Origin of the sequence: Lacibacter sp. H407, from assembly GCF_037892605.1 — a bacterium.
Taxonomy (GTDB): domain Bacteria; phylum Bacteroidota; class Bacteroidia; order Chitinophagales; family Chitinophagaceae; genus Lacibacter.
In genome coordinates this window covers 2,860,685-2,884,322 of the sequence record NZ_JBBKTU010000001.1, presented here as the reverse complement: position 1 = coordinate 2,884,322, position 23,638 = coordinate 2,860,685, and the positions used below count along the sequence as shown (strand labels likewise).

Sequence of the window (23,638 nt, the reverse complement as noted above, 5' to 3'; positions counted from 1 at the left end):
AACCCAATTTTTGCATTTTACAAAAATTCTCCGAACGGTTAAACGCCAACAAGCTTCGTTTCGTGTGAGCTTATCGTTTCTTTTGCTAACATTGCACCCACATGAGCAATACGAAACCAAAATATTATGTGGTTTGGAAAGGGAAAGAGCCCGGAATTTATACCAATTGGAACGATTGCAAACAACAGGTGGAAGGCTTTACCGGTGCTGCATACAAATCGTTCCCTACGATGATGGAGGCTGAACTGGCATACAAAGATCATTTTGCCAAACACATCTACAAAAAAGATAAACCGGCAGGTACAAAAGACCTTACATCGCTGGGCACGCCTATACAGGAAAGTATTATTGTGGATGCTGCATGGAACAGCGTGCAAAAAGATATGGAGTACCAGGGTATTCTCTACAAAACCAATACACGCATCTTTCACATGGGGCCCTTGGCAAACGGCACAAATAATATTGGTGAATTTTTAGCCATTGTACATGCGCTTGCTTATTGTAAAAAACACAACCTGTTTACCATACCCATTTACAGCGATAGCAGAAATGCAATTGGCTGGGTGAAAGCAAAAAAATGTAAAACCAACCTGGAAGAATCAGCAAAAACGAAACACATTTTTGAATTGATCCATCGTGCCGAAGCATGGCTCAACGAACATTCATACAAGAATAAAATTCTGAAATGGGAAACCGAAGCATGGGGCGAAAATCCTGCTGATTTCGGTCGCAAATAATTTTTACCGCAGAGGTACGAAGGTGCAGAATGAGTTATACTATCACGCCATTTCACTTACGTAATGCAAAGCGAAAAGCTCACCGCTGATAGCTCATAGCTGGTTTTTGGCAAGGTTATTGGAAATTACACTTCATTATTCACCATTTAAAAACACAGCATTATGAGTATGAAGTTAATTTTTGCCTGCGTAGCGGCAGGTGCAGCTGTTGGTATGCTGATGGCACCTGAAAGTGGAAGCTCTATTCGCAACACGATCAATGAAAAATTCAATGATCTGAAAGAACGTCTTTACAAAGTGAGAGGCAGCAGTTCCGAAATAGAAGAACTGAAAGAAGTATTTAAGCATGAAATTGCCGGTTTGAAAGAGGATACACGTAAACGTGTGCTTGAAATTCTGCAGGCAACAAAGCTAACCGGTAATCATATAAAGGAGCAACTGGTTTCTTAAGTTGGTACCGGATGCAAATAAAGGGAGTCGGTTACCGGCTCCTTTTGTATTTTACCCAAGTATTATGTGTATCTCTACCCATTCTTCACCTGTAAAAAGTAATATGTATGTGGATATTCCGGGTCAATCGATTATTCAGAAGTATTATACGTCTCATCAGCATTGTGTTGATCATTTGCAAACATGGTTTGCGGAATGGCATCAATAACAATCGCTTTTTGAGAAGAATAGTTGATCCGAAAGGAAAAAATCTTACCACACGTGCAGAACGTTTGCGTTTAATGATCGAAGACCTCGGACCTACGTTTGTGAAGTTTGGACAGATCGTTGCCGACCGGCCTGATCTTGTAAGCGAACAATTAAGGAATGAATTAAAAAAACTGCAAACATCGGCCAAGCCATTTGATAATGCACAGGCATGGCGTATCATGGAAGAAGAGTTAGGCGATCCCATTCACGAAGTATTTGAACAACTTGATCATACCCCTATTGCCTCTGCTTCCATTGCACAAGTGTACAGAGGCAAATTACGAAGCGGTGAAACAGTGGCGGTAAAAGTGCAGCGGCCGCATATCAAACAAAAAATTACGGTCGATCTTGTATTAATGAAAGTACTGGCTGAGCAGGTGGTGAAGTCATATCCTGAATTAGCCAGTTTTAACGTGATCGAGTTTGTAGAAGATTTCGGGAACATCATGAAGAAGGAATTGGATTTTTCCAATGAAGCTTCCAACATGATGCGGTTTTCGGAAATGTTTAAATACGATGACTACTGTTACATACCAAAAGTGTTTAGTGAGTTCAGTACGCAAAAAATTCTGGTGATGGAATTTGTAACAGGTGTTGAACCCGATGCCAAAGAGGAATTGATCGCAAAAGGATTCGATACAAAACAAATTGCATTGAACGGTACACAGATCATTTTAAAAATGATCATGAAGCATGGTTTTTTCCATGCCGATCCGCATGCAGGAAATTTATTGATCCGGGATAACAACCAGGTGGTGTTGCTCGATCATGGAATGACGGCCAGTTTAAAACCGGCGCAGATACAGGCACTCATCAACTTTATGCTGGGCTTTGCAAGGCAGGATACACACCGCATTACAAAAGCATTGCTGGCATTACTGAATATCAATTTTTATAAAGAACATCTTGACCTTGAATTTGAAATAGGTGAACTGATCCATAAGTACAGTTATATTCCGTATGAAAAAGTTGATATCTCTAATTTGATGGCCGATACGTTCAAAGTGATCTTACGCCACGGATTAAAAGTACCCACCAATCTTTACATGTTATTAAAAACACTGGGTACTATTCAGAAATTTGCAGAAGCACTGGAAGCTGATATTTCGCTCATCAATATGATCGAACCATTTGCAAAAGAAAAGATCAAAGAGAAATTCAGCTTCGATGCCATTGTAAACAAAGTGATGAATTCAGCAGAGGATTATCTCTACATTGTTGATCGCCTGCCAACCGACATTAAAGAGATCGTTAATAATCTTCGCACCGGCGTATTGAAACATGAGATCAACTTCAGAGAGGATAGTTTTACCAACAAAGCACTGCGGCAGAACTTCAATCGTCTTGCCTATGTGTTTATTCTTGGTTTGCTGATGATCTGCGCAACATTGCTCATGATCTATCAACCGGAGAGCGGCGGTATTAAAGTATTATTTTACAGTACAGCAGCTATTCTTATCTGGACAGGGTTTAAACTGTTGTTCAATACGAAATTCAAATGATGAGTGATGAGTAATGAGTTGGTTCATGAACTATGAACATGTGATGGTCTGTGGTCTATCATCATCTCATCAAAATGCGCCACTCCTTCGGATAATAATTATTGATACGGTTTCCGAGTAATTTCATCCAGCCAAGTGGAAAGTTGTTGTACACTGCCAATGCCCAACCTTTATGCGGGCTATCGATGTTGATCTCATTTTTACGCAGGTAGTCTAATGATTGTTCAAGTGTAAGCTCCACTTTTACAACATCATCTTTAAGAATAGTTGATACAGCCAATGCATGTTCAGGAAGCAGATCATTCTTTGCAATGGTTCCTAACTCTACCCCTGCATAACGCACTTTCAATTCCTGCATGAGGTATTGGATAGTTTCGTTCCATTGTGATGGAATGGCTGCAATATTTTGCCCTTGTTTGATGAAGGTTAAACCTTCCTTCTTCTTCAACCAATTTACTGCAATCACTGCTTCCTGCTTTGAAGCAAGTTGTGTGTTTTTTATTTTCAAACGTAATGCATCCGGCGATTCTTTTTTCCGAAAGGCGGCAATAAAGAACCCCTCGCCTTTTACTTTGTATGGCCAGAAACGATAACCATAAGCACCTGCTGTTGATTCTACTTCATCAATACTCCACTCTTCTTCCACTTCCAATTTTATACTTTCCACTTTGCAGTTTGTTTCTATCCAATCCAGTATTTCTTCATCTTCTTCTGATGAATAGGAACAAGTGGAATAAATAAGTACGCCATCTTCTTTCAAACAATTCCATGCATCTGCTAAGATGCGTTGCTGGCGCTGACTGCAAAGCTGTACATTATCTTCACTCCATTCTTTGATGGCTTCTGCATCACGACGAAACAAACCACTACCGCTGCAAGGTGCATCGATCACCAACACATCAAACAAACCATGCAGTTTTGAAAAACTGCCCGGGTCATTATTCGTGACCATTACATTTCCCGCACCCCACTTGATAATATTTTCTTTGAGAATATTTACTCTTGTTTGAATCACTTCATTACTCACCAATAAACTTTCGTTGCTGATGATAGATTGCAGCAAGGTGGATTTGCCGCCGGGCGCAGCACACAGATCCAATACCAGCAGCGGTTGAGTAAGATCAACACTTTGTTTCAACGCCTGTTCTAAAAACATGCTGCTTGCTTCCTGCACATAATATGCACCGGCATGTAATAACGGATCAAGTGTAAACGAAGGACGTTGGCTGAGATAGTAGCCGGATGAGGACCAGGGAACCTGAGAGTGAATTGAGAATGCTGAATAGTGAATAAGTTCCTGATGATTGAAGTCTGCTGACTTTTCATTGCCCATCGACAACTTCAACGGATTCAGTCTCACAGACACCACCTGCTCCCCACTTGTATGCACTTCTTCAAAAGCAGTTTTGTCAAACCCTTTTGTGTGTTCGATCGATTGTAAAAGTAAAGCAGGAAGTTGCATGTTGCGAAAGTACAAACTATATGCTCTTGATCTCAGCGATCAGATCCTGCAATACTTTTTTCGCATCACCAAACAACATCGAGGTTTTGGGATGAAAGAACAACTCGTTCTCAATACCTGCATAACCGGGTTTCATGCTGCGTTTTACTACTACCACATTCTTTGCAAGTCCAACATCAAGAATGGGCATTCCATATATGGGTGAAGAAGGATCAGATTTTGCAGCCGGGTTCACCACATCGTTGGCACCAAGTATCAATACCAGGTCAACTGATGGAAATTCCTCGTTGCTCTGTTCCATTTCCAATAGTTTTTCATAACTCACATCCGCTTCTGCAAGCAATACATTCATGTGTCCTGGCATACGTCCGGCAACAGGATGAATCGCATATTTTACATCCACTCCTTTTGCCTCCAACATTTTTTGTAACTCATGACAAGTATGTTGCGCCTGCGCCACAGCTAACCCATAACCCGGCACGATCATTACTTTACTTGCGTAACTCATTACAACTGCTGAATCGTTTAAACTGATCTCTTTATATGCTCCCTGTTCTTTATTTCCCGCTGCTGCTTTGCTTCCACCAAACGAGCCGATCAATACATTGGTCAATGAGCGGTTCATAGCCTTACACATCAACACAGTAAGAATTGTACCGGCAGCACCAACGAGGATACCACCCGTAAAAACAACTTTATTATCGAACAGGAAACCGCCACAAGCTGCACTTAATCCACTCAATGAATTCAGTAATGAGATCACCACGGGCATATCTGCACCGCCAATAGGCATCACGAATAATACACCGTAAACAAGTGATAAAAGAAATACAGCAGCAAATAACACGGTTGTATTTTCTGATTGCAGATCGGAACTGATATAAACTGACAAGACAATACTTGCAAGCAGTAACAGGATGTTTACAATATGTTGTCCCTGGAATGCAAAGTCTTTTAGCTTACCACTAAGTTTAGCCCATGCAATTAAACTACCGGAGAATGTAATATTGCCGAGAATAATTCCGGAGAAAAGAATAGCCATTGTACCGGGTGTTGATAATTCAGCCGGAAAATTCAGTTCCGCTAAATGATTGAATTCAACTACCGAGATCAATGTAGCACTTGCGCCACCCAATCCATTAAACAAGCTCACCATTTCAGGCATACCTGTCATCTTTACTTTTCTTGCAGCGATCACACCATACAATGTGCCGATCACAATTGCACCAAATATCCAAAGATGATTTTGTAAGCCTGTACCGTCTTCATTTTTGTATAAAAAAATGGTACCGAGAATAGCTGCAAGCATTCCTGCACCTGCAATCATGTTTCCTTTGCGTGCCGAATCAGGATGCGACATCATTTTCAATCCAATGATAAAGGTGATGGCACCAACAATATAAATGATACTTAAAATTGAAACTCCCATTATTCAGTCAGTTTGTATGAATTACTCCGGAACGGATTATTTTTTCTTTTTAAACATTTCCAGCATGCGGTCGGTTACAACAAATCCACCCACTACGTTAATGGCACCTAACACCACGGCAAGGAAACCAAGGATCAATGCGGCATAATTATCAGCATCGGCACGGCCCATTACAATGATGGCTCCAATAATTACCACACCGCTGATGGCGTTTGCATGACTCATCAATGGCGTATGCAATACAGCAGGCACACGACTGATGACAATAAAGCCAAGAAAAATAACCAGCATCAGAATGTAGATCATCTGCTCGTTTGCTGAAATAAAATTGAGAACACTTTCCATACTCGTTGAATGATGTGTGAGTGAATTATTTTAATCGTTCGTGAACCAGTTCGTTGTTGTGTGTAATACAAGAGCCTTCTACCAGATCATCTTCCCAATTGAGATTGATCGTTGCTTCTTTGGTGATGATGAGTTGTAAAAAGTTGAGAACATTTTTTCCGTACAGTTTACTTGCATCTGACGGCATTGTTGCCTGCAGATTTGAATTACCTACAATGCTTACTCCGTTTACAACAACTGTTTCATTATTTTTCGTGAAGGGTGTATTACCACCAGTTGACGCTGCCAGATCAATAATAACTGAACCATTTTGCATCAGTTGCAACATTTCCTCCGTGATCAATATCGGTGCTTTACGACCGGGTATCTGTGCAGTAGTAATAATGATATCTGCTTTTGCAACACTCTCCGAAATTTTTTGCTGTTGCTTTTGTTTGTATTCTTCTGTTTGTTCAACTGCATAACCACCTGCTTTACTTGCATCGGCCGCACCTTCTACTTCTACAAATTTTGCACCGAGGCTCATTACTTCTTCTTTCACCGCTGGCCGTGTATCAAACACTTCCACCACCGCACCTAAACGTTTGGCAGTTGCAATGGCCTGTAATCCTGCAACACCGGCACCAAGTATTAACACTTTAGCAGGCTTGATACTTCCTGCAGCCGTCATAAACATGGGAAAATAACGGGAATAAAAATTCGCTGCTGTCAAGACTGCTTTATATCCGGCAATATTTGCCTGTGAACTCAACACGTCCATTGCCTGTGCACGGGTAGTACGTGGCAACATATCCAATGAAAAGGAAGTTATATTTTTTGTTGCCCAGTTTTTCATGGCATCCACATGCATCAATGGCTGATACACACCAATAAGAATCTTTGCTGACAGTTGATCGATCTCAGCCGGAGTTGGCGCATGGATTGACAGAATAATGTCTGCATCACCGATCACTTCCTGCCGGGTTTTGATATGTGCACCTGCTGCTTCATATGCTGCGTGATTACAAAACGACAGATTGCCTGCTCCGTTTTCCACAAATACTGTGATTCCTTTTTTCACCAATGCCGCAACAGATTCGGCAATCATTGATACTCTTGTTTCGTGTGCCGGTTCTTTTAAAACACCAATAACCATAATAAATCGGGATTAAGCAAGTTTTGCAGTGAGGATGTGAAGTTATTGATTTTTATCAAAGCCAAAATTTTGAAATAAGAATATATCCCGATAAAATTCAGAACCTGATCACAAAATGCTCTTTCGCCTTTTGTTCTTTTCGTAAGAACACCAGTCCAATAAAAAACAGATCAATCGTTAATGTAACCGATGCATGTTGCTTCAAATGCTCCCATGCTTCTTCCATTTCCTTACTCCAGTGAATATCGTCAAAAACAAATACCGTATTACTATCAGCCTTTGCAAGTAACTGTTCAAAATAACGGAGCGTTGGTTCTTTGCGATGATTACCATCGATAAACACAAAGTTGAAAGACTGAGATGCTGAAGCAATTGTTGATGCCAGCGTTTCATCAAAATTGCCGGTAACGATGCGTATATTTTGGAGCAACAGCCTTTGAAAATTCTCTTCAGCAATTTTAGCAATCGTATAAGATCCCTCCATGGTTGTAACAACAGCAGTTGGTTTAGCTTTGGCAAGATAAGCAGTGGTGATACCTAACGATGTTCCCAGCTCCAGTATTTGTGTTGGTTGAAAATAATTTACGAACCTGTACAACAATTGAGCATATTTTTTTGGCTTTAGTGAAGTAGCTGCTATCTGCTGCACCACCCGTTGTTTCGTTAATCCTTTGGTTGAACCTGCACCAAAATCTTCAACGGTGATGATCGTTTCATTGCCTAACAATAAACTCCGTTGTAATTCAATTTCTTTATAGGCAGCATAATTCGTTTTATCATTCAGCACATTTACAACCAGATCAAACACAAACGGCGAATGAATACCGTGCCCTTTGCCGTTAGCAGCAGTGAAATAATAGTTGAGATACTTTTTACCGAGCTGGAAAGATGAATACATCAGGAAATGGAATTAGGAATTTGTAGTTAGGAATTGGGAAATGTAAGCACTCATCATTCATTACTCATCCCTCATTATTTCCTATCCCATTGTTGAATGGAGAATGAGTATGCATGCTTTTCATTCGCTTCAAAATCACTGTTGCGGGTTAAGTTCCACTCGTCAAGAGGAAAAGGAGGAAAGAACGCATCGGCTTCTAAATGCACATGCACTCTTGTTAAATAAATGCGGTTTGAAATGGGCAATGCCTGTTCGTAGATCTGCGCACCACCTGCGATCATGATCTCTTTTGTCTCGAGTTTTTTTGCCTGTTCAATTGCTTCATCAAGCGAAGCAGCAAACCATACATTATCATATTGTGATGTCAAACCTTCCTGTCTTGAAACAATAATATTGGTTCTCCCTGTTAACGGTTTACTGCCAACTGATTCAAACGTTTTTCGCCCCATAATCACAGGTAACGCCCAGGTTGTGTTTTTGAAAAACTTCAGATCGATCGGTAAATGCCATAGTAATTCGTTGTTACGACCGATGGCGTTGTTGGAACTTGCTGCGACGATTAAACTTATAATCACATTTCAGATTTTAGAATGACGATTGCAGATTGCGAACAAATCTAAAATTGAACATCTGCAATCTGAAATCAAACAGCTACCGGCGCTTTAATCGCTCCATGACTTTGGTAATTCTCCAACGTAAAATCGTCGAACTTAAATTCGAAAATATCTTTTACCTCCGGATTCAACTTCATGGATGGTAATTGAAACGGTGTGCGGCTTAATTGCAGATTCACTTGTTCCATATGGTTGCTGTAAATGTGCACATCACCAAACGTATGCACAAAATCACCGGGCTTGAGATCACACACCTGTGCGATCATCATCGTCAGTAATGCATACGATGCAATATTGAAGGGAACACCGAGAAACACATCGGCACTGCGTTGGTATAACTGACAACTTAATTTTCCTTCCGCAACATAGAATTGAAAAATGGTGTGACAAGGCATCAACGCCATCTTTGGCAGATCAGCTACATTCCATGCACTAATAATTAAACGACGGCTATCCGGATTTTTTTTGATCTGATCAATCAAGTCTTTTACCTGATCGATCTCTACTCCATTCGCTCCTTCCCAGCTACGCCACTGTTTGCCGTATACCGGACCAAGCTCTCCATTTTCATTTGCCCACTCGTCCCAGATGCTCACATTGTTTTCTTTGAGATAAGCAATATTTGTTTCTCCTTTCAGGAACCAAAGCAGTTCATGAATTATGCTGCGCATGTGTACTTTCTTGGTCGTGACCAAAGGGAATCCTTCGCTCAGATCAAAACGCATCTGGTAGCCAAACACACTTTTAGTACCTGTGCCTGTACGATCGGTTTTTTCAACACCGTTATCCAATATATGCTGCAGTAAAGAGAGGTATTGTTGCATGGGTGCAAGGTAAAGAAAAGCCACTAGCCATTAGCCGGTGGCCGATAGGTGTGGATTGATTGTGTACAGAGAGAGGCACTGGTGATTTACTTCACTCCTCTTCTAGCCATTTCCTTTTTGATCAAGAGCAGCTCCCGTCCCATTTGTCCGTTCATGGAGCTGTTTTCCTGTGCACGGCGCATCAGATAAGGCACCACATCTTCAAGAGGACCAAACGGCAAATACTTGCTGACTGAATACCCTTGTTTGGCAAGGTTGAACGTGATATGATCGCTCATACCATAAAGCTGACTGAAGTGCACATGCGGATGATTGTGCGGCAAACCTTTGCTATGGAGTAATTCGGCAGCCAACTGATTGCTATGTTCGTTGTGCGATGCAACAATGGTGGCAACACGATCTACATGCTGAATGCAAAACTCAACGGCGGCGTCATAATCACGGTCGCTGCTTTCTTTATCGGGCTGAATCGGTGATTCATAATTCATGTCCTGTGCACGCTTGCGCTCTTTTTCCATGTAGGCACCACGCACAATTTTGATTCCGAGAATAAAATTGCGTTGCTCCGCTGCTTCAAAACAGTCATGAATAAACTGATAACGATCGTGACGATACATTTGCGCTGTGTTGTACACCACAGCGCTTGTTTTGTTATACTGATCCATCATCAACATCGTTAATGCATCCACCGGATCCTGTATCCAGGTTTCTTCAGCATCGATCAGCACCCCAACTTTTTTTGTTGCGGCGGCTGAACATATTTTTTCCATGCGGTTGCATACACGCTGCCATTCTTCCCGCTCTTCTTTTGTTAACTGTTCCAATGCCTGCTCGTAACGGCGAATCAATGTGCCTGTTCCGTTATGCATCAACTCATCCATTTTTTCCAACAGTGCAAACCGTGCAACACCTGTTACTTTCACACTCATGAATGGAATGTTGGCCTGCGTGGCTGCATAGTCGATCACTTTAATAAACTCATCGCAAGCATGGTCTTTTTCATCTTCGCCATAATCACCACCCTCTACACCATAATCAAGGATCACCTGCACATGAAATTTCTCCAGCATATCGGCCACTTTTGCCGTTTGCTGCAAAGTTTCGCCTCCCACAAATTGATCAAATAATGTACTGCGGATAAGACCCTTCACCGGCAAACCGGCTTTAATGGCCCAAGGAGTAAGACGGGTACCAATATTTACCAACCAATTAAACCCCATCGATGAAAAAAGAAAATGGGCTTTCTTCAGTTGCTGGTCGTTCTTATATTCAAATGCGTTAGCTGTATTCTCGAAAGAAACTTTGGAATTGTTCGGCATGCTATCTACGATTAGAGGGAGCAAATATAACTGAAAAACGTTCCTGCCATCATTCCTGTTTTCGATGGAAAAACAACAGCTCATTGCGGGTATAGCCTGGCTGCAGGGTAAATTGCAGCGACTTGCCCTGGAATTTTACATCAAGACGGATGCTTAACTTTTTTTGCGCAACCGATTGACTGATCACGACTACATCATTGGCCCCTGGTGCCAGTTCTTTAAGCCGAACACGGAGTGGAGCTTTTATAAAATTATGATCGGCCGAGATGAGGTTGCCGTTAAAGAACACAGCAATTGAATCATGTACGCTTGCTGAATCAACTGAAAAATCAAGCACAATATCGCCACTGTCAACATAGATATCAGCGACCTTATTACTCATGCGATCTACTACCGGTAACAACACATTGTTCTCTTCGTACATGCGGTACGTTTCTTCAACGTATGCTGTAATTTCATCTTTGGTAACTTCAGAAACACTGTCCTGCGATTTAACTGCCATAAACTGATCGGCTTCCTCGCTCATCCAAACCCACACGCCTTTCAATTGTTCAACGGCGTTTGCTTTTTGTAAACGGAGATCAAGTTCCTGAAACCAAAAACATTCTTCGTTACTCATTCCTACTCCACGCCGTACACTTTTTCGCTTAAGGTTAAGTGTTTGTCCATTTACAGAACCTGTTACCAGGTAATCACAACCATACACTGTATTCTTATCAAACCCTCTTGTATTAATAATGCCGACAAATCCACCTTCCTGTTCCATCAACTCGATCCGCACATTCATTTTTTGCTTTTTATTTCCGTTCACCAAAAAACTACCCTCCCACACACCGGCAGGTGTTTGCCCAAACATGGTTGAACAAAAAAGAAAAGTAAGCAGGAATAAAGAAGCCCGTAATTGCATACTTCCTCAAGATACAATTACGGGCTTAATAGAAAAATAAAGACTGATCTAATTCTGTTAATCCAAACCAAAAATTCCTTTATTCAATATCTGCAAGGTTTGTGTTTTGTATGATGCAGGCACCAACAAGGAAACGTTGTGCGGACTGCCACCGTAGCTCACCATCCGTACAGGAATATCGGCAATACTTTCGAATAATTTGGAAAGGATATGTTCTGTTTTGCCAATTTCATTTCCAACAATACTTACAATGGCCTGGTCTTTATCCAGCTCAACTGTACCGAATGGTTCCAGTTCACGGATAATTTCATCGAGATGTGTGCTGTTATCAATGGTCAACGAAACAGCTACTTCAGAAGTAGTGATCATATCGATCGATGTGCGGTATTTCTCAAACACTTCAAACACTTTGCGTAAGAAACCATACGCCAACAACATGCGGCTGCTCTTGATCTTAATAGCAGTAATGCCATCTTTCGCAGCAACCGCTTTTACACCAACGCTTCCTGCTTCTTCTGTAATGAGTGTGCCTTTAGCATCGGGCTGCATCGTGTTCAACAACTTCACAGGAATTTTATAATGCTGTGCCGGCCAGATGGATGCAGGATGTAAAATTTTTGCACCGAAGTAAGCTAACTCTGCCGCTTCATCAAAACTCAACTGCTCAATGGCAACTGTTTTCTTAACAATACGTGGATCGTTGTTGTGCATGCCGTCAATATCTGTCCATATTTCACATACAGATGCGTTGATAGCAGCGCCGATCAATGAAGCACTGTAATCACTACCACCACGTTTTAAATTATCCACTTCACCTCTTGCATTGCGGCTGATGTATCCTTGTGTAATAAATATTTTTTTGTCTTTGTTCTGATTCAACAACTGGCTCAGCTTTACTTTGATGCTGCCGATCTGCGGTTCTTCATAACTATCAATGGTCATGAAATCCAATGCAGGCAAAAGCATATGATTGATCCCTTTTTCTTCGAGGTAACAGCTGAACATTTTTGTGCTCATCAATTCACCTTGCGCCAGAATATCTTTATTTAATGCTTCGTTGAACGAAATTTTGAGAATGATATTCAGGAATTCAAAATGCTCGGCAATAATTGCACGACATTTTGTTTGTGCTTCTTCTGTCGCAAGCAGATTGCTGATGAAAGTTTGGTAATGTGCATCCAGTTTATCAATTACCTGTTTGGCAGCAGCTCTGTCGCCACTTGCCATGGCCGCACCAATTTCAACCAACGAATTGGTTGTGCCGCTCAATGCACTTAATACCACAATTTTTTCTTCTTCATCACGAGTAATCAGGGTTGCTACATCGTGCATTCTTTCAGGCTTTCCCACTGAGGTACCGCCAAACTTCATCACTTTCATTACCGTAGGTTTATTTATGTTTTAATTTGGTCCACAGTCGATAGACGACAGACGACCAGTTGTTCATTGTTCATGGTTCATAGCTGATAGATGACTACTCATCACTGATCATTCATCACTCATCTTCCTACATCACCTCCCCGACGAATTTCTTCATCATTCCCCCCACCGTCTTATTAAAGTTGAAATAATCTTTAACAGCCGAAGTGCAACAACCTCATTTCAATGCTCAGGTAAAAGAAACACCCGCACAGCAAACCATATTCGAACGGGTTGCAAAATTAAAGAGAGAGATTGAATTTCTGTCCAACTTTTGCTAAATCTTCTGCAACTGTTTCCAATAAAGGGATACCGTCTTTCATTCGTTGAATTTCAAACAAACGTTCGGGATCACCGGGAATGAGCACCTGATCGTATCCTTCAATGGTTTTGGCAGAACGGAAACGTTGGATCCAGTTGTCCATGTCTTTCTTAAAATCATCGGCTTTGCGGAATGCATCGATACGCATCGCCCCAAGAAAATGACCCAATCCTTTGCCCGGTTGATTCTCCGGCATGGGCACGTAAGCCGGGAAGGGCGGCACCCACGGACCATAATTGGCACCGCTCAATACAGCTGAAAAAATATCAACAATACTTCCCAGTGCATAGCCTTTATGACTGCCATGTTCTTTATCGCTTCCCAAAGGCAATAATGCGCCTTTGTTTTTTAGTGCATGTGCATCCGTTGTTGCTTCACCATCTGCATCCTGAATCCAACCGATTGGTGCTTCAAGATTTTTGCGTTGCAGAATTTCAAGTTTACCGTTTGCAGCAGTTGTTGTTGCCATGTCTGCAACAAAAGGCGGTTCGTTTCCACTTGGCACTGCTACAGCAATTGGATTGGTGCCCAGCATACGTTCAGTAGAAAACGTTGGTGCAACTAATGCAGATGCATTGGTCATGGCCATACCGATCATATCATATTGCAAGGCCATCATTGCATGATAACCTGCAATACCAAAGTGATTACTGTTTTGTACACTCACCCATCCGCTGCCAACATTCGTTGCTTTTTCAATAGCCACCTTCATTGCAAACGGCGCAACCACCAAACCCAATCCACTGTCGCCATCAACAACTGCGGTTGATGGTGTTTCATGAATTATTTTGATGTTGGGTGTTGCATTGATCCGCTTTGCTTCCCACAAACGCACATAACCGCTCAGCCTTGCCACACCATGCGAATCGATACCACGCAGATCGGCCGACAGCAATACCGTAGTTGCAATCGTTGCATCAGCTTCGCTGCAACCCATTGAAAGGAATACATTCTTCGTAAATGAAAATAAATGCGGATAAGAAAACACTTGCTCCATATTGCTACACGAAAAGAAATCAACAATTAATGATACAATTCAACATGCGAACGAATGATGATAATTGCATTACAGACGAAGTGATTGCGACGCAACAAATGATGCCATGAAAACCAATGCCGGTATTCATCCACTCATCACTTATTCTACGCTTGCGCAGTTGGCCCACCAAAATTCAACGGTATCTGCATTTCTTCCAGGTCACGGATAGCACCATTCGCAGCTTCAAAGCGATGTATATTTTCCGTGAGCGCTTTCATAAAACGCTTGGCATGTTGCGGTGTAAAAATAATCCTTGATTTTACTTTGCTTTTGGGTGTGCCGGGCATAACGTTTACAAAGTCGATCACAAATTCTGCATGACTGTGTGTAATGATGGCGAGGTTGGCATAAGAACCTTCCGCTACTTCTTCTGTGATCTCGATGTTGAGCTGATTAGGATTTGCTTGTTGTTCGTCCATAAAAATAATTGAGCAGCAAATATACAACAGATAAGCCCTGTAACGAAGGAAAGAAAATCAGAGCTTATCAGTACAATTCCTGCAAATTGAAACGGCGTTTTACCAAAGATGATGCACCGATTGTTTGATATACTTTTCATAAACAGCCTGCACCTGTTGCAACTGCTCGCTGCTGAGTGATGGTTCATTCAATGCCTCAAGATTTCGTGAAACCTGTTCCGGTTTTGAAGCACCAGGGATAACTGTGCTCACCGCATCAAAATCCAATATCCACTTTAATGCCAACGCAGCTAAGGTTTTGCCGGCGGGCACAATTTGTTTTAATTCCTCAACTGCCTGCAAACCTGTTGCATAATCAATACCTGAAAAGGTTTCGCCTTTGTCAAACGCCTCACCATTTCGGTTAAACTGTCGATGATCGCCGCTTTCAAAAACTGTTTGCGAAGTATAGTTTCCGGTTAATAAGCCACTTGCTAACGGCACACGTACAATCACACCAATATTTTTCTTCTTCGCCTGTTCAAAAAATAATTCAGCAGGTCGCTGACGAAACATATTGAAGATAATCTGCACCGTTGTTACATTATCAAACTCAATCGCCTTTAATGCTTCTTCAACTTTCTCTACACTTACACCTAAGTGCCGGATCTTACCTTCTTTTTTCAAGTCGTCAAACAAACCGAAAATTTCCGGACGATAATACACAGCTGTCGGCGGGCAATGTAACTGGATCAGATCAATTGTTTCGATTTGCAAACGTTGCAAACTGTCTTCTACATACTTGCGTAACACGGAAGGCGTATAACCTTCGTTTACGTGTGGTTGAATTTGTCGTCCGCACTTCGTAGCTACAAATAATTTTTCCTTTCTTGTTTTCAGGAAACGGCCAATGGCTTTTTCGCTTTCGCCATCGCTGTATACATCGGCTGTATCAATAAAGTTGACACCGTTATCAACAGCAGTATTTAAAATAGCATCCGCATTCTTTTCATCAAATGTACTACCCCATTTACCACCTACCTGCCAGGTACCAAGGCTGATGGCTGATATATTCATTCCTGTTTTGCCGAGTGTTCTGTATTGCATATATCCTTTCTTGTGATTGTTTAAAATTTATGCGAAGTTACAGCTCCGCCATTGCTTTGATCACTCCATTCTTTGGATCGAGCCAATTTTTGAAATTATCTTTCACTTCATCAAATTGCACTTGATGCGGTATGTAGGTGGCAGGATCAGCCAATTTGTTGCGCATACACATCATCACATGATCAAAATCTTCCTGCGTTCCAGTACATCTTCATTCAATGGGTTGATGGTATGCTGCACTTTCGACTTGTCCTTACAAAAATTTAAACGTGTATCATTTACATCCATGGCAATTATCTGTCCGCCTGCAATACGACCAAATTCCATAATGCCCCCATCTACATGCAAACTAAATACATTGATGGCTGTACAACCTTTAGGTAACCCATTGCGACAGGCAGTGCATTCATAAAACCAATTTTCAAATATTGTTACGATTCCTGAACAATGAAATCTCTTGTTTTTCCTGCTAAAATATTTACCACAGCGAATCCAGAGGATTTGCAAAGCGCTTATGAATAGCAAATCGTCATTTCGTTATCTGTAATTTAACAGCTATTGCCGAATCCACCCATTCACCTGCAATGATTTGACAAAGTAAAGTAAAGATGAGTTTCAATAACTTGATTTTTAAATTACCAACTTTTGAACACATTACACTGGGAAACCGAAAAATTCATTTACTTCGACTTGACGCAAAAAACCACCCATTGCTGAGTGGTTTTTGATACTAAAAATTCAGGAAAAAGTTATCGAAGCTGTTTCTAAAGGTTTTGTATGTTAAACTACTTGTACTTATTCTGCATCTCATCATAGAACGCTTTTAACACATGGAATGCTTTTTTCTTTTTACCGGTTTCAGAAATTAATCCTTTGCGATTCCAATAGTCCTGGAAGTACGGATGTTGACGACGGGGCGAACGGAAGTCGGTTAAGATCCAAGGCGTCATTCCACGAAGTCCGCTGATAGCAGTCAGCATGGCAAATTGATTTTTGTACAACAGTTCCTGGTACTCTTCACTCCATCTTGTTTCATCATCTGCATGATAACCCCCCAACGCATCTGCACCAAACTCAGTGATCACAACAGGTTTGTTATACTTAATGTCGAATTTATAATTCAACATATCTTTTGTATTGCTCCAATACCAACCTGCATATTCATTAAAACTTACAAGATCAAGTTTATCGCCCAACGGATCTTCCACTACTACATTACTTCCATTTCGATGAATTTCTAATGCAGCTGCAACCAATCTTGTATCATCCAATGAACGTGCAGTTGTTACCAGCTTACCCATAAATAAATTACGTGGATCGCTTAAAGGCGTTTCATTTCCTACAGACCAGATAATAACGCTTGAACGGTTCTTATCCCGAATGACGAGATCACTCAATTGTTGCTGTGCATTCGCAAACGTTGCAGGGTTTTCCCAAGAGATGGTCCAATACACAGGCACTTCGGCCCACACCATCAAACCCATTTCATCTGCAAGACGAACCATTTCTTCACTATGCGGATAATGTGCAAGACGCACATAGTTACAATTGAGTTCTTTTGCCCACTGCAACATCATACGCATATCACCTTGCCCTCTTAAGCGACCGGGGATCAATGGATTTTCATCATGCAATGAAATACCACGCAGGAAAACAGATTTACCATTTAATAAAATGTCTTGCCCTTTTGTTTCAATTGTGCGAAAACCAATACGGTCTGTTATCTTATCAGCTGCACTTGAAATTTCAACGTTATACAGTTTTGGATTTTCAGGTGTCCAGTAATTTAATTTCTTTACAGGAATCGTTACTACTGCTCTTCCCTTTGCATCAGTAGTAACCGATTGCTTAATACCTGCTTCAGGAATACTGATGGTCACAGTTTGTGCAGTTTCAACGCCGGCGAGTTGTACAAATCCTTCAATACGATTTAAGTTTCCTTTTGCCAGCTGAATTTTATAATCAGCGATGTAGGAAGTGGGTACTTCAGCCAGCAATACATCACGGGTAATGCCACCATAATTCCACCAATCTGTATTAACAGTTGGTATTTCATCCTGGTGTCGGGTATTATCTGCTTTCACCACCACAAAGTTTTCTCCCTTTGTAAGTTTCCCTGTTACATCAAACTGAAACGGAGTAAATCCTCCTTTGTGAATGCCTAATTTTTTTCCGTTGAGATACACATGTGCTTCATAATTCACTGCACCGAAGTAGAGAAAATATTTCTTATCTGCTTTTGGATCTGCTTTGAATTTTTGACGAAGCCAGATGGTGCCTTCATAAAATTCCAGTTTATCAGCTTGTGAATTCCAATCGCCGGGAATTTTCATGTTAGGCGATAAGGTGAAATCGTATTCGATCAATTCACCTTTATCTTTTTGCTGACGATCATCATAAAAACCGCCTTTGCCTGTTGCTGATTGATCAAAAGGTGTATGGCGGTAATCGTAATAACCCATTTCATAAGGATCAATGATGTAATTCCATCGCCCATTCAAACTGAGATGTGTACGGCCATAAATATTCTGCAGCATATTGTTTTGGCTCATACCCTCAAACAAAAAAGAGCACAAAACAATAGCTGTCAGAAATAAATTCGAAATGCTGTTCTTTCTATTCATAATAAATAATATTATCGCTGTTAATTATTTGCACAAGTGTGCTTGCTTTTTTGCATGACGATAACATCAGCAACACAACGATTGCATAAATAACTCGATTGATTGAATTAAATTTTAGTAACCCGTGTTCTGAATAAGTGCAGGTTGACGGTTAATATCATTTTGCGAAAACGGATAGAGATAATTCCTTGGAAGGAACACTCTGTTCTCTACCTGTAAACGTTCGTATTGCAATACATTGTTTGCATCTTTTGTAATACGCATACCGGTTACAGGAGTATTCAATAACGCTTCACCCAATTTCCAGCGACGAACATCAAAAAAACGATGCCCTTCAAAACACAATTCAATTCGGCGTTCGTTTTGAATACGTATACGCATCTGATCTTTCGTTAAACCGGCGGGCAATGCAGGCATGGCCACACCTGTACGTGCACGAACACGATTTACATTTGTATAAACATCTGCTACCGGCCCCTGCGCTTCATTGAGTGCTTCTGCATAGTTGAGTAACACTTCTGCATAGCGAAACACAACCCACGGACGTCTTGCACTGGTATTCGATGCCTGGTTCCATGTTACCGCTTCACTTAAAAACTTACGCATGTAATAACCTGTGCGTGTAGCATTGGTATTCCTGTTCAATCCATCATTACCTCCAACAAATGTTTCCACTGCACGACCTTTAAAAACACGTGTATTATAATTAACTGTTAATGCAAGACGTGGATCACGTGCATTGTAAGGATTATTGGCATTATATCCTGAAGTTGGATCGGTGATCGCTCTGCCATTCGTCATTTCAAAAGCATCGATAAATTCCTGGATAGGATTTGTACGGCCTCTTGCACCATCGTAGCTGATGGGTGCGTTATTGATCTCAATATCATTTCTGTTAGATGCCTGTGTGGCAAAGATCACTTCGTTGTTATATGCCGCTGCTCCGAAATTGAAGATGTTGGTATAAGGAGAAATGATTTGGTGTTTATTTGAATCGATCAATGCTTTGGCAGCATTAGCCGCCAGTTGCCATTTGCTTGCATCATTCGTTGTATTATACAACGGACTTGCAGCATACAATAACATTCTTGCACGCAATGCCAATGCCGCCGTTTTTGTTGCTCTTCCACGATTGGCAGCATTCCACGATTGAGTCCAGGTTGGAAGTAATACAATTGCAGAATCGCAATCCCTTACCACCTGTGCCACACATTCTTCAAATGTATTCTTTGGCAAATTGAGGTCTTCTGTACGTTCAAAAACTCTTGTGGCCAATGTTACAGCACCGTAACGTTTTACCAATTCAAAATGAAACATTGCACGCAGGAAATAAGCTTCGCCCTGTAATCTTTTTATCTGCGCAACAAATCCTGTATCAGCATTTGTCATGGTGGTTAACTCAGCTGTAGGAATAATTACTGCTGTGGGAATCTTTATCAGAAACAAATTTACTTTTCGTAAACCATCATACATGCTACTGTACACGTTATCGAACGTACGCAGCGAACTCCATGTACCGTTATTGATAATATTGATCGATGAATTTGCATTAGAGTTTACTGCCTCATCACTTGCTGAAGCTAACATAGCACCGTCACCATCCAGATCAAAACCTGAAGGCACATTGAAATAGGCATTGTTCAAGAATCCTCTGGCATAGCTATCATTACCCCACACCTGTTCTTCAGTAATTTCTCCTTCTGTTGTACTGCCGTCCTGTAAAAAATTCTTCTTACAACCTGCTGATAAAGCAAGCAGGATGATGAGACTGAATTGGAAAATATATTTATTCATAATTGACAACGTATTAGTCTTGTTTAGAAATTAACAGTTACACCCGCTGCAAATGTTTTGATGTAAGGATAGTTTGAACCGTAACCTGATGTAGGGATTTCCGGATCGATCGGCAGATCATTCACTTTGCTAAAGGTGAAGATGTTGAATCCTGTTACATAAAAACGACAGTTGGTTAATCGTAAACGTTTCAATAATTGCGGATTCAGTGTATAACCAAGCTCTGCTGTTTTCAAACGCAGGTAATCGCCGGAGCGTAACCAGAAAGTAGAGTTGGCTGTATTATTCCCTCTGTCAACAATCGTTAAGCGTGGATATAGCGCAGTTGATTTATTTGCTTCAGTCCATGCATCCACTCCAAACTGGTTGATGAACCCTGTGTTTACACTTCCTGAATTCACCAAATCGTTGATCTGTATTGTACGACCCATCACACCCTGGAATTGAAGCGCCAGATCAAAGCCACCTGCACTTAACTGTGCACCAAAGCCATAATAGGTGTCAGGAATATCTGAATAATCTGTCATCACGAAATCAAGATTATCAATTACGCCATCATTATTCACATCTTTATAGCGAATATCACCCGGCTTCACACTACCTGCCAATTTTTGTACAGGTGCTGCTGCAATTTCCTGCTCCGTTTGAAAAATGCCTTCTGCAATCAACATTGAACGTACGAGTCCACTGCCCTGTATAACACCACCAATGATGCTGCCCAATTGCTTTTGATAAGCAGGCAAACCCGCTTCTTCATTAATGGCCAACACTTTATTGGTTACATGCGTGTAATTCGCATTAACTGATAAGTGCACTTTGCCAAATGATTTGTGATAAGCAAGCGAACCTTCATATCCTTTGTATTGTGCCGACCCTTCGTTTACACGTACCAGGTCCTGACCGAGAATATTCGGCAACAATGCATTTGTAAGAAGATCAGTGCTCTTCTCATAAAAATATTCGAACGACACATTCAATGACTGGTTGAATAATCTGCTGTCGAAACCAACACTCATCTTTTGAAACCTCTCCCATGTAAGATCTGCATTTGCCAAACTAACCTGTGTAGTATTCGACACTGCATTGTATCCGGTTCCGAATACGTATTGTGCACCACCTCTTGAAAAATAATCTCTGTAAGCATAACGACGTTCATTCACCGCATCATTGCCAGTTAAACCGATCGATCCTCTGAGTTTAAAATAGTCGAGGAACTTAACGGAGCGTAAGAATTTTTCATCGGAAATGATCCAGCCTGCTGATGCTGCGGGGAACCAACCAAATTGTTTGCCGGGTGCAAAGCTTTGCGAGCCGGAATAGGAAGCAACAACATCAGCAAAGTAGCGCTGCCTGTAATTATAAGAAATACGATTGGCAAAATTGGTGCGTGTATTATCGAGCCTTCCCGGTTGGGCACTCACAAAACTTTGCACTCTCGAAGAAATATTGAAACTGTGATTACCGAATGTACGATCGTAATCAAGTCCGCCCCAGAATTCATTGTTACGGAGGTTACCGCTGAAAGTCGTTGATCTGTAATTCAAAGGAACTGCATTACCAAAACGTGTTGCAGTACCTGAAGACGACACTTCATACACTTCATACGATTGTGTAAATCCTGATTGAAACAATCCGGTAATATCATACGTATAAAACGCATTTGCCGATAATCCTTTTGTAATAAAATCAAGTTTATGTTTTACGTTGAGTGTAGCCAATAACGTACGATAGAGATCTGTATAATTTCCATTCTCTGATAACATTGCTTTTGGATTATTACGGAACAATGCACTGCCGCCATAAGTACCATCCGCATTGTAAACAGGAAAGGCGTTAGGTGGCGTACCGAAAATAGTTGACAGGAATGTGGCATTACCTGAGTTGGGATAACGGAGATTCTCCACACGTCCGCCAATATCCATTTGTACATCCAGTGATTTATTGATGTGGATGTCGAGATTGGTTCTGAAATTATAACGAGTGTAATTTGTATTACCGCTGTACTGACTGTTATCAGCTCCTTTATACAAACCATCCTGGTTGTAATAACTAAGCAGGGTAAAATATCGTGCAAAGGCATTACCACCGCTGATGGTTGCAACATAACGTTGTACCGGTGCAGCAGGCTTGATAAAATCTTTTACAAAATTATTACTCGGGTAACGATATAAATCCGTACCGGCTTTGTAGCCATCAAGATCAGCCAGACTATAACGTGGCGTATTCCCATCATTACTTAAAGCCTGGTTATACAATGTTCCGTAGGTATAAGAATTTAATGGACTGGTCATATCCTGTGGTGTTTGCACACCACCCTGCACATCAAACGAAACTTTTGTTGAAGAAGCACTTCCTCTTTTTGTTGTAACATAGATCACTCCATTTGCACCAGCCATTCCATACCATGCTAAAGAAGCTGCATCTTTTAAAATACTGATTCCTTCGATTTCTTTGAGATCCATATTTACAAAATCACGCTCCACACCATCAACCAATACCAATGGCGTTTGACTGCTGTTGTAAGAAGAACGGCCTCTGATTAAAAATGTAGCATCATCGCTACCCGGTCTTGTACCTGTTTGTTTTACATATAAACCCGGAATACGACCTGATAATACATTGTTCAATGTAGAAAGCGGCAACTGCGGTAATTCATCTCCTTTAACAGTACTGATAGAACCTGTAACAGCTCTCTTTTTTCGAATACCAAAAGGGATAAACACATCATCTTTATCAGTTGCCTCAATTAAACTTGGTGTCAATGAAATATTGATACCTGTAATGTCCATTGCAAGTTTTGAAATAGTATTAAAGCCTTGCTTTTTAAAAATAAGAATATCGTTACTGGAACATTCAATGCTGAACGAACCATCTGTTGCTGATTCAACACCTGAAGTTTTTTCCTGAACAAGAATTGAAACACCGGGAACTGGTTTGTTATTTTGATCAACCAGTACACCTGTTGCTTTGATTGGTGTACCCGGCACTTGTGCATAACTGTTTGTTCCCAACAGAACAAAACAGAAGATTGTATATAGAACGTAATATAATTTCATTTGTAGTA

At 41.0% G+C, this 23,638-nt stretch carries 21 protein-coding genes; 3 read left to right on the top strand and 18 right to left on the bottom strand.

Going from position 1 to position 23,638, the window contains the following annotated elements:
* The first annotated feature begins 101 nt into the window (after positions 1-101).
* The 3 genes from WG989_RS12435 to WG989_RS12425 all read left to right on the top strand — a co-directional run bounded on the left by WG989_RS12435 (position 102) and on the right by WG989_RS12425 (position 2,938).
* Positions 102-737: a ribonuclease H1 domain-containing protein gene (locus tag WG989_RS12435; protein ID WP_340429802.1), complete on the top strand. Its 636-nt coding sequence runs from the start codon at positions 102-104 to the stop codon at positions 735-737.
* A 162-nt stretch (positions 738-899) separates the two neighbouring features.
* The gene (locus WG989_RS12430; protein WP_340429801.1) at positions 900-1,187 is read left to right on the top strand and encodes a YtxH domain-containing protein; all 288 of its coding nucleotides are present in this window, start codon (positions 900-902) and stop codon (positions 1,185-1,187) included.
* A gap of 107 nt (positions 1,188-1,294) precedes the next feature.
* A complete protein-coding gene (locus WG989_RS12425) occupies positions 1,295-2,938 on the top strand; it encodes an ABC1 kinase family protein (protein ID WP_340429800.1) in 1,644 nt (547 codons plus the stop codon).
* 61 nt (positions 2,939-2,999) lie between these two features.
* On the opposite strand, the gene WG989_RS12420 is transcribed toward WG989_RS12425, so the two are convergent.
* From WG989_RS12420 to WG989_RS12335, 18 genes are all read right to left on the bottom strand, one after another.
* Positions 3,000-4,400, bottom strand: a complete 1,401-nt coding sequence (locus WG989_RS12420) for a methyltransferase RsmF C-terminal domain-like protein (protein WP_340429799.1) — start codon at positions 4,398-4,400, stop codon at positions 3,000-3,002.
* A 16-nt stretch (positions 4,401-4,416) separates the two neighbouring features.
* Positions 4,417-5,829, bottom strand: a complete 1,413-nt coding sequence (locus WG989_RS12415; protein ID WP_340429798.1) for an NAD(P)(+) transhydrogenase (Re/Si-specific) subunit beta — start codon at positions 5,827-5,829, stop codon at positions 4,417-4,419.
* Between the two features lie 36 nt (positions 5,830-5,865).
* Complete coding sequence (locus WG989_RS12410; protein ID WP_340429797.1) at positions 5,866-6,174, bottom strand: NAD(P) transhydrogenase subunit alpha part 2; 309 nt, start codon at positions 6,172-6,174, stop codon at positions 5,866-5,868.
* Between the two features lie 25 nt (positions 6,175-6,199).
* Positions 6,200-7,309: a Re/Si-specific NAD(P)(+) transhydrogenase subunit alpha gene (locus WG989_RS12405; RefSeq protein WP_340429796.1), complete on the bottom strand. Its 1,110-nt coding sequence runs from the start codon at positions 7,307-7,309 to the stop codon at positions 6,200-6,202.
* A 97-nt stretch (positions 7,310-7,406) separates the two neighbouring features.
* Positions 7,407-8,207 (bottom strand): O-methyltransferase, encoded by an 801-nt coding sequence (locus WG989_RS12400; RefSeq protein ID WP_340429795.1) that lies wholly within the window; start codon positions 8,205-8,207, stop codon positions 7,407-7,409.
* Positions 8,208-8,281: 74 nt separating this feature from the next.
* Positions 8,282-8,782 carry a dihydrofolate reductase gene (locus WG989_RS12395; RefSeq protein WP_340429793.1) on the bottom strand — a complete coding sequence of 167 codons (501 nt, stop codon included), beginning with the start codon at positions 8,780-8,782 and terminating at the stop codon, positions 8,282-8,284.
* A 68-nt stretch (positions 8,783-8,850) separates the two neighbouring features.
* On the bottom strand, positions 8,851-9,645 hold the full coding sequence (locus WG989_RS12390) for a thymidylate synthase (protein WP_340429792.1): 795 nt from the start codon (positions 9,643-9,645) through the stop codon (positions 8,851-8,853).
* 86 nt (positions 9,646-9,731) lie between these two features.
* On the bottom strand, positions 9,732-10,964 hold the full coding sequence (locus tag WG989_RS12385) for a proline dehydrogenase family protein (protein WP_340429791.1): 1,233 nt from the start codon (positions 10,962-10,964) through the stop codon (positions 9,732-9,734).
* Positions 10,965-11,013: 49 nt separating this feature from the next.
* Positions 11,014-11,820 carry a hypothetical protein gene (locus WG989_RS12380; RefSeq protein WP_340429790.1) on the bottom strand — a complete coding sequence of 269 codons (807 nt, stop codon included), beginning with the start codon at positions 11,818-11,820 and terminating at the stop codon, positions 11,014-11,016.
* A gap of 108 nt (positions 11,821-11,928) precedes the next feature.
* Positions 11,929-13,251 (bottom strand): aspartate kinase, encoded by a 1,323-nt coding sequence (locus tag WG989_RS12375; RefSeq protein ID WP_340429789.1) that lies wholly within the window; start codon positions 13,249-13,251, stop codon positions 11,929-11,931.
* A gap of 281 nt (positions 13,252-13,532) precedes the next feature.
* Positions 13,533-14,609: an Ldh family oxidoreductase gene (locus WG989_RS12370; RefSeq protein WP_340429788.1), complete on the bottom strand. Its 1,077-nt coding sequence runs from the start codon at positions 14,607-14,609 to the stop codon at positions 13,533-13,535.
* Positions 14,610-14,755: 146 nt separating this feature from the next.
* Entirely contained in the window at positions 14,756-15,070 is a 315-nt protein-coding gene (locus WG989_RS12365; protein ID WP_324228874.1) for a DUF3467 domain-containing protein, read from the bottom strand.
* Between the two features lie 99 nt (positions 15,071-15,169).
* The gene (locus tag WG989_RS12360; protein ID WP_340429784.1) at positions 15,170-16,156 is read right to left on the bottom strand and encodes an aldo/keto reductase; all 987 of its coding nucleotides are present in this window, start codon (positions 16,154-16,156) and stop codon (positions 15,170-15,172) included.
* A 37-nt stretch (positions 16,157-16,193) separates the two neighbouring features.
* Positions 16,194-16,322, bottom strand: a complete 129-nt coding sequence (locus tag WG989_RS12355; RefSeq protein WP_340429783.1) for a hypothetical protein — start codon at positions 16,320-16,322, stop codon at positions 16,194-16,196.
* Positions 16,323-16,330: 8 nt separating this feature from the next.
* Positions 16,331-16,504, bottom strand: a complete 174-nt coding sequence (locus WG989_RS12350; RefSeq protein ID WP_340429782.1) for a hypothetical protein — start codon at positions 16,502-16,504, stop codon at positions 16,331-16,333.
* A 437-nt stretch (positions 16,505-16,941) separates the two neighbouring features.
* The gene (locus WG989_RS12345; RefSeq protein WP_340429781.1) at positions 16,942-18,693 is read right to left on the bottom strand and encodes a glycoside hydrolase family 2 protein; all 1,752 of its coding nucleotides are present in this window, start codon (positions 18,691-18,693) and stop codon (positions 16,942-16,944) included.
* Between the two features lie 201 nt (positions 18,694-18,894).
* Complete coding sequence (locus WG989_RS12340; RefSeq protein WP_340429779.1) at positions 18,895-20,574, bottom strand: RagB/SusD family nutrient uptake outer membrane protein; 1,680 nt, start codon at positions 20,572-20,574, stop codon at positions 18,895-18,897.
* Positions 20,575-20,597: 23 nt separating this feature from the next.
* Positions 20,598-23,630: a SusC/RagA family TonB-linked outer membrane protein gene (locus WG989_RS12335; protein ID WP_340429778.1), complete on the bottom strand. Its 3,033-nt coding sequence runs from the start codon at positions 23,628-23,630 to the stop codon at positions 20,598-20,600.
* Positions 23,631-23,638: the final 8 nt, after the last annotated feature.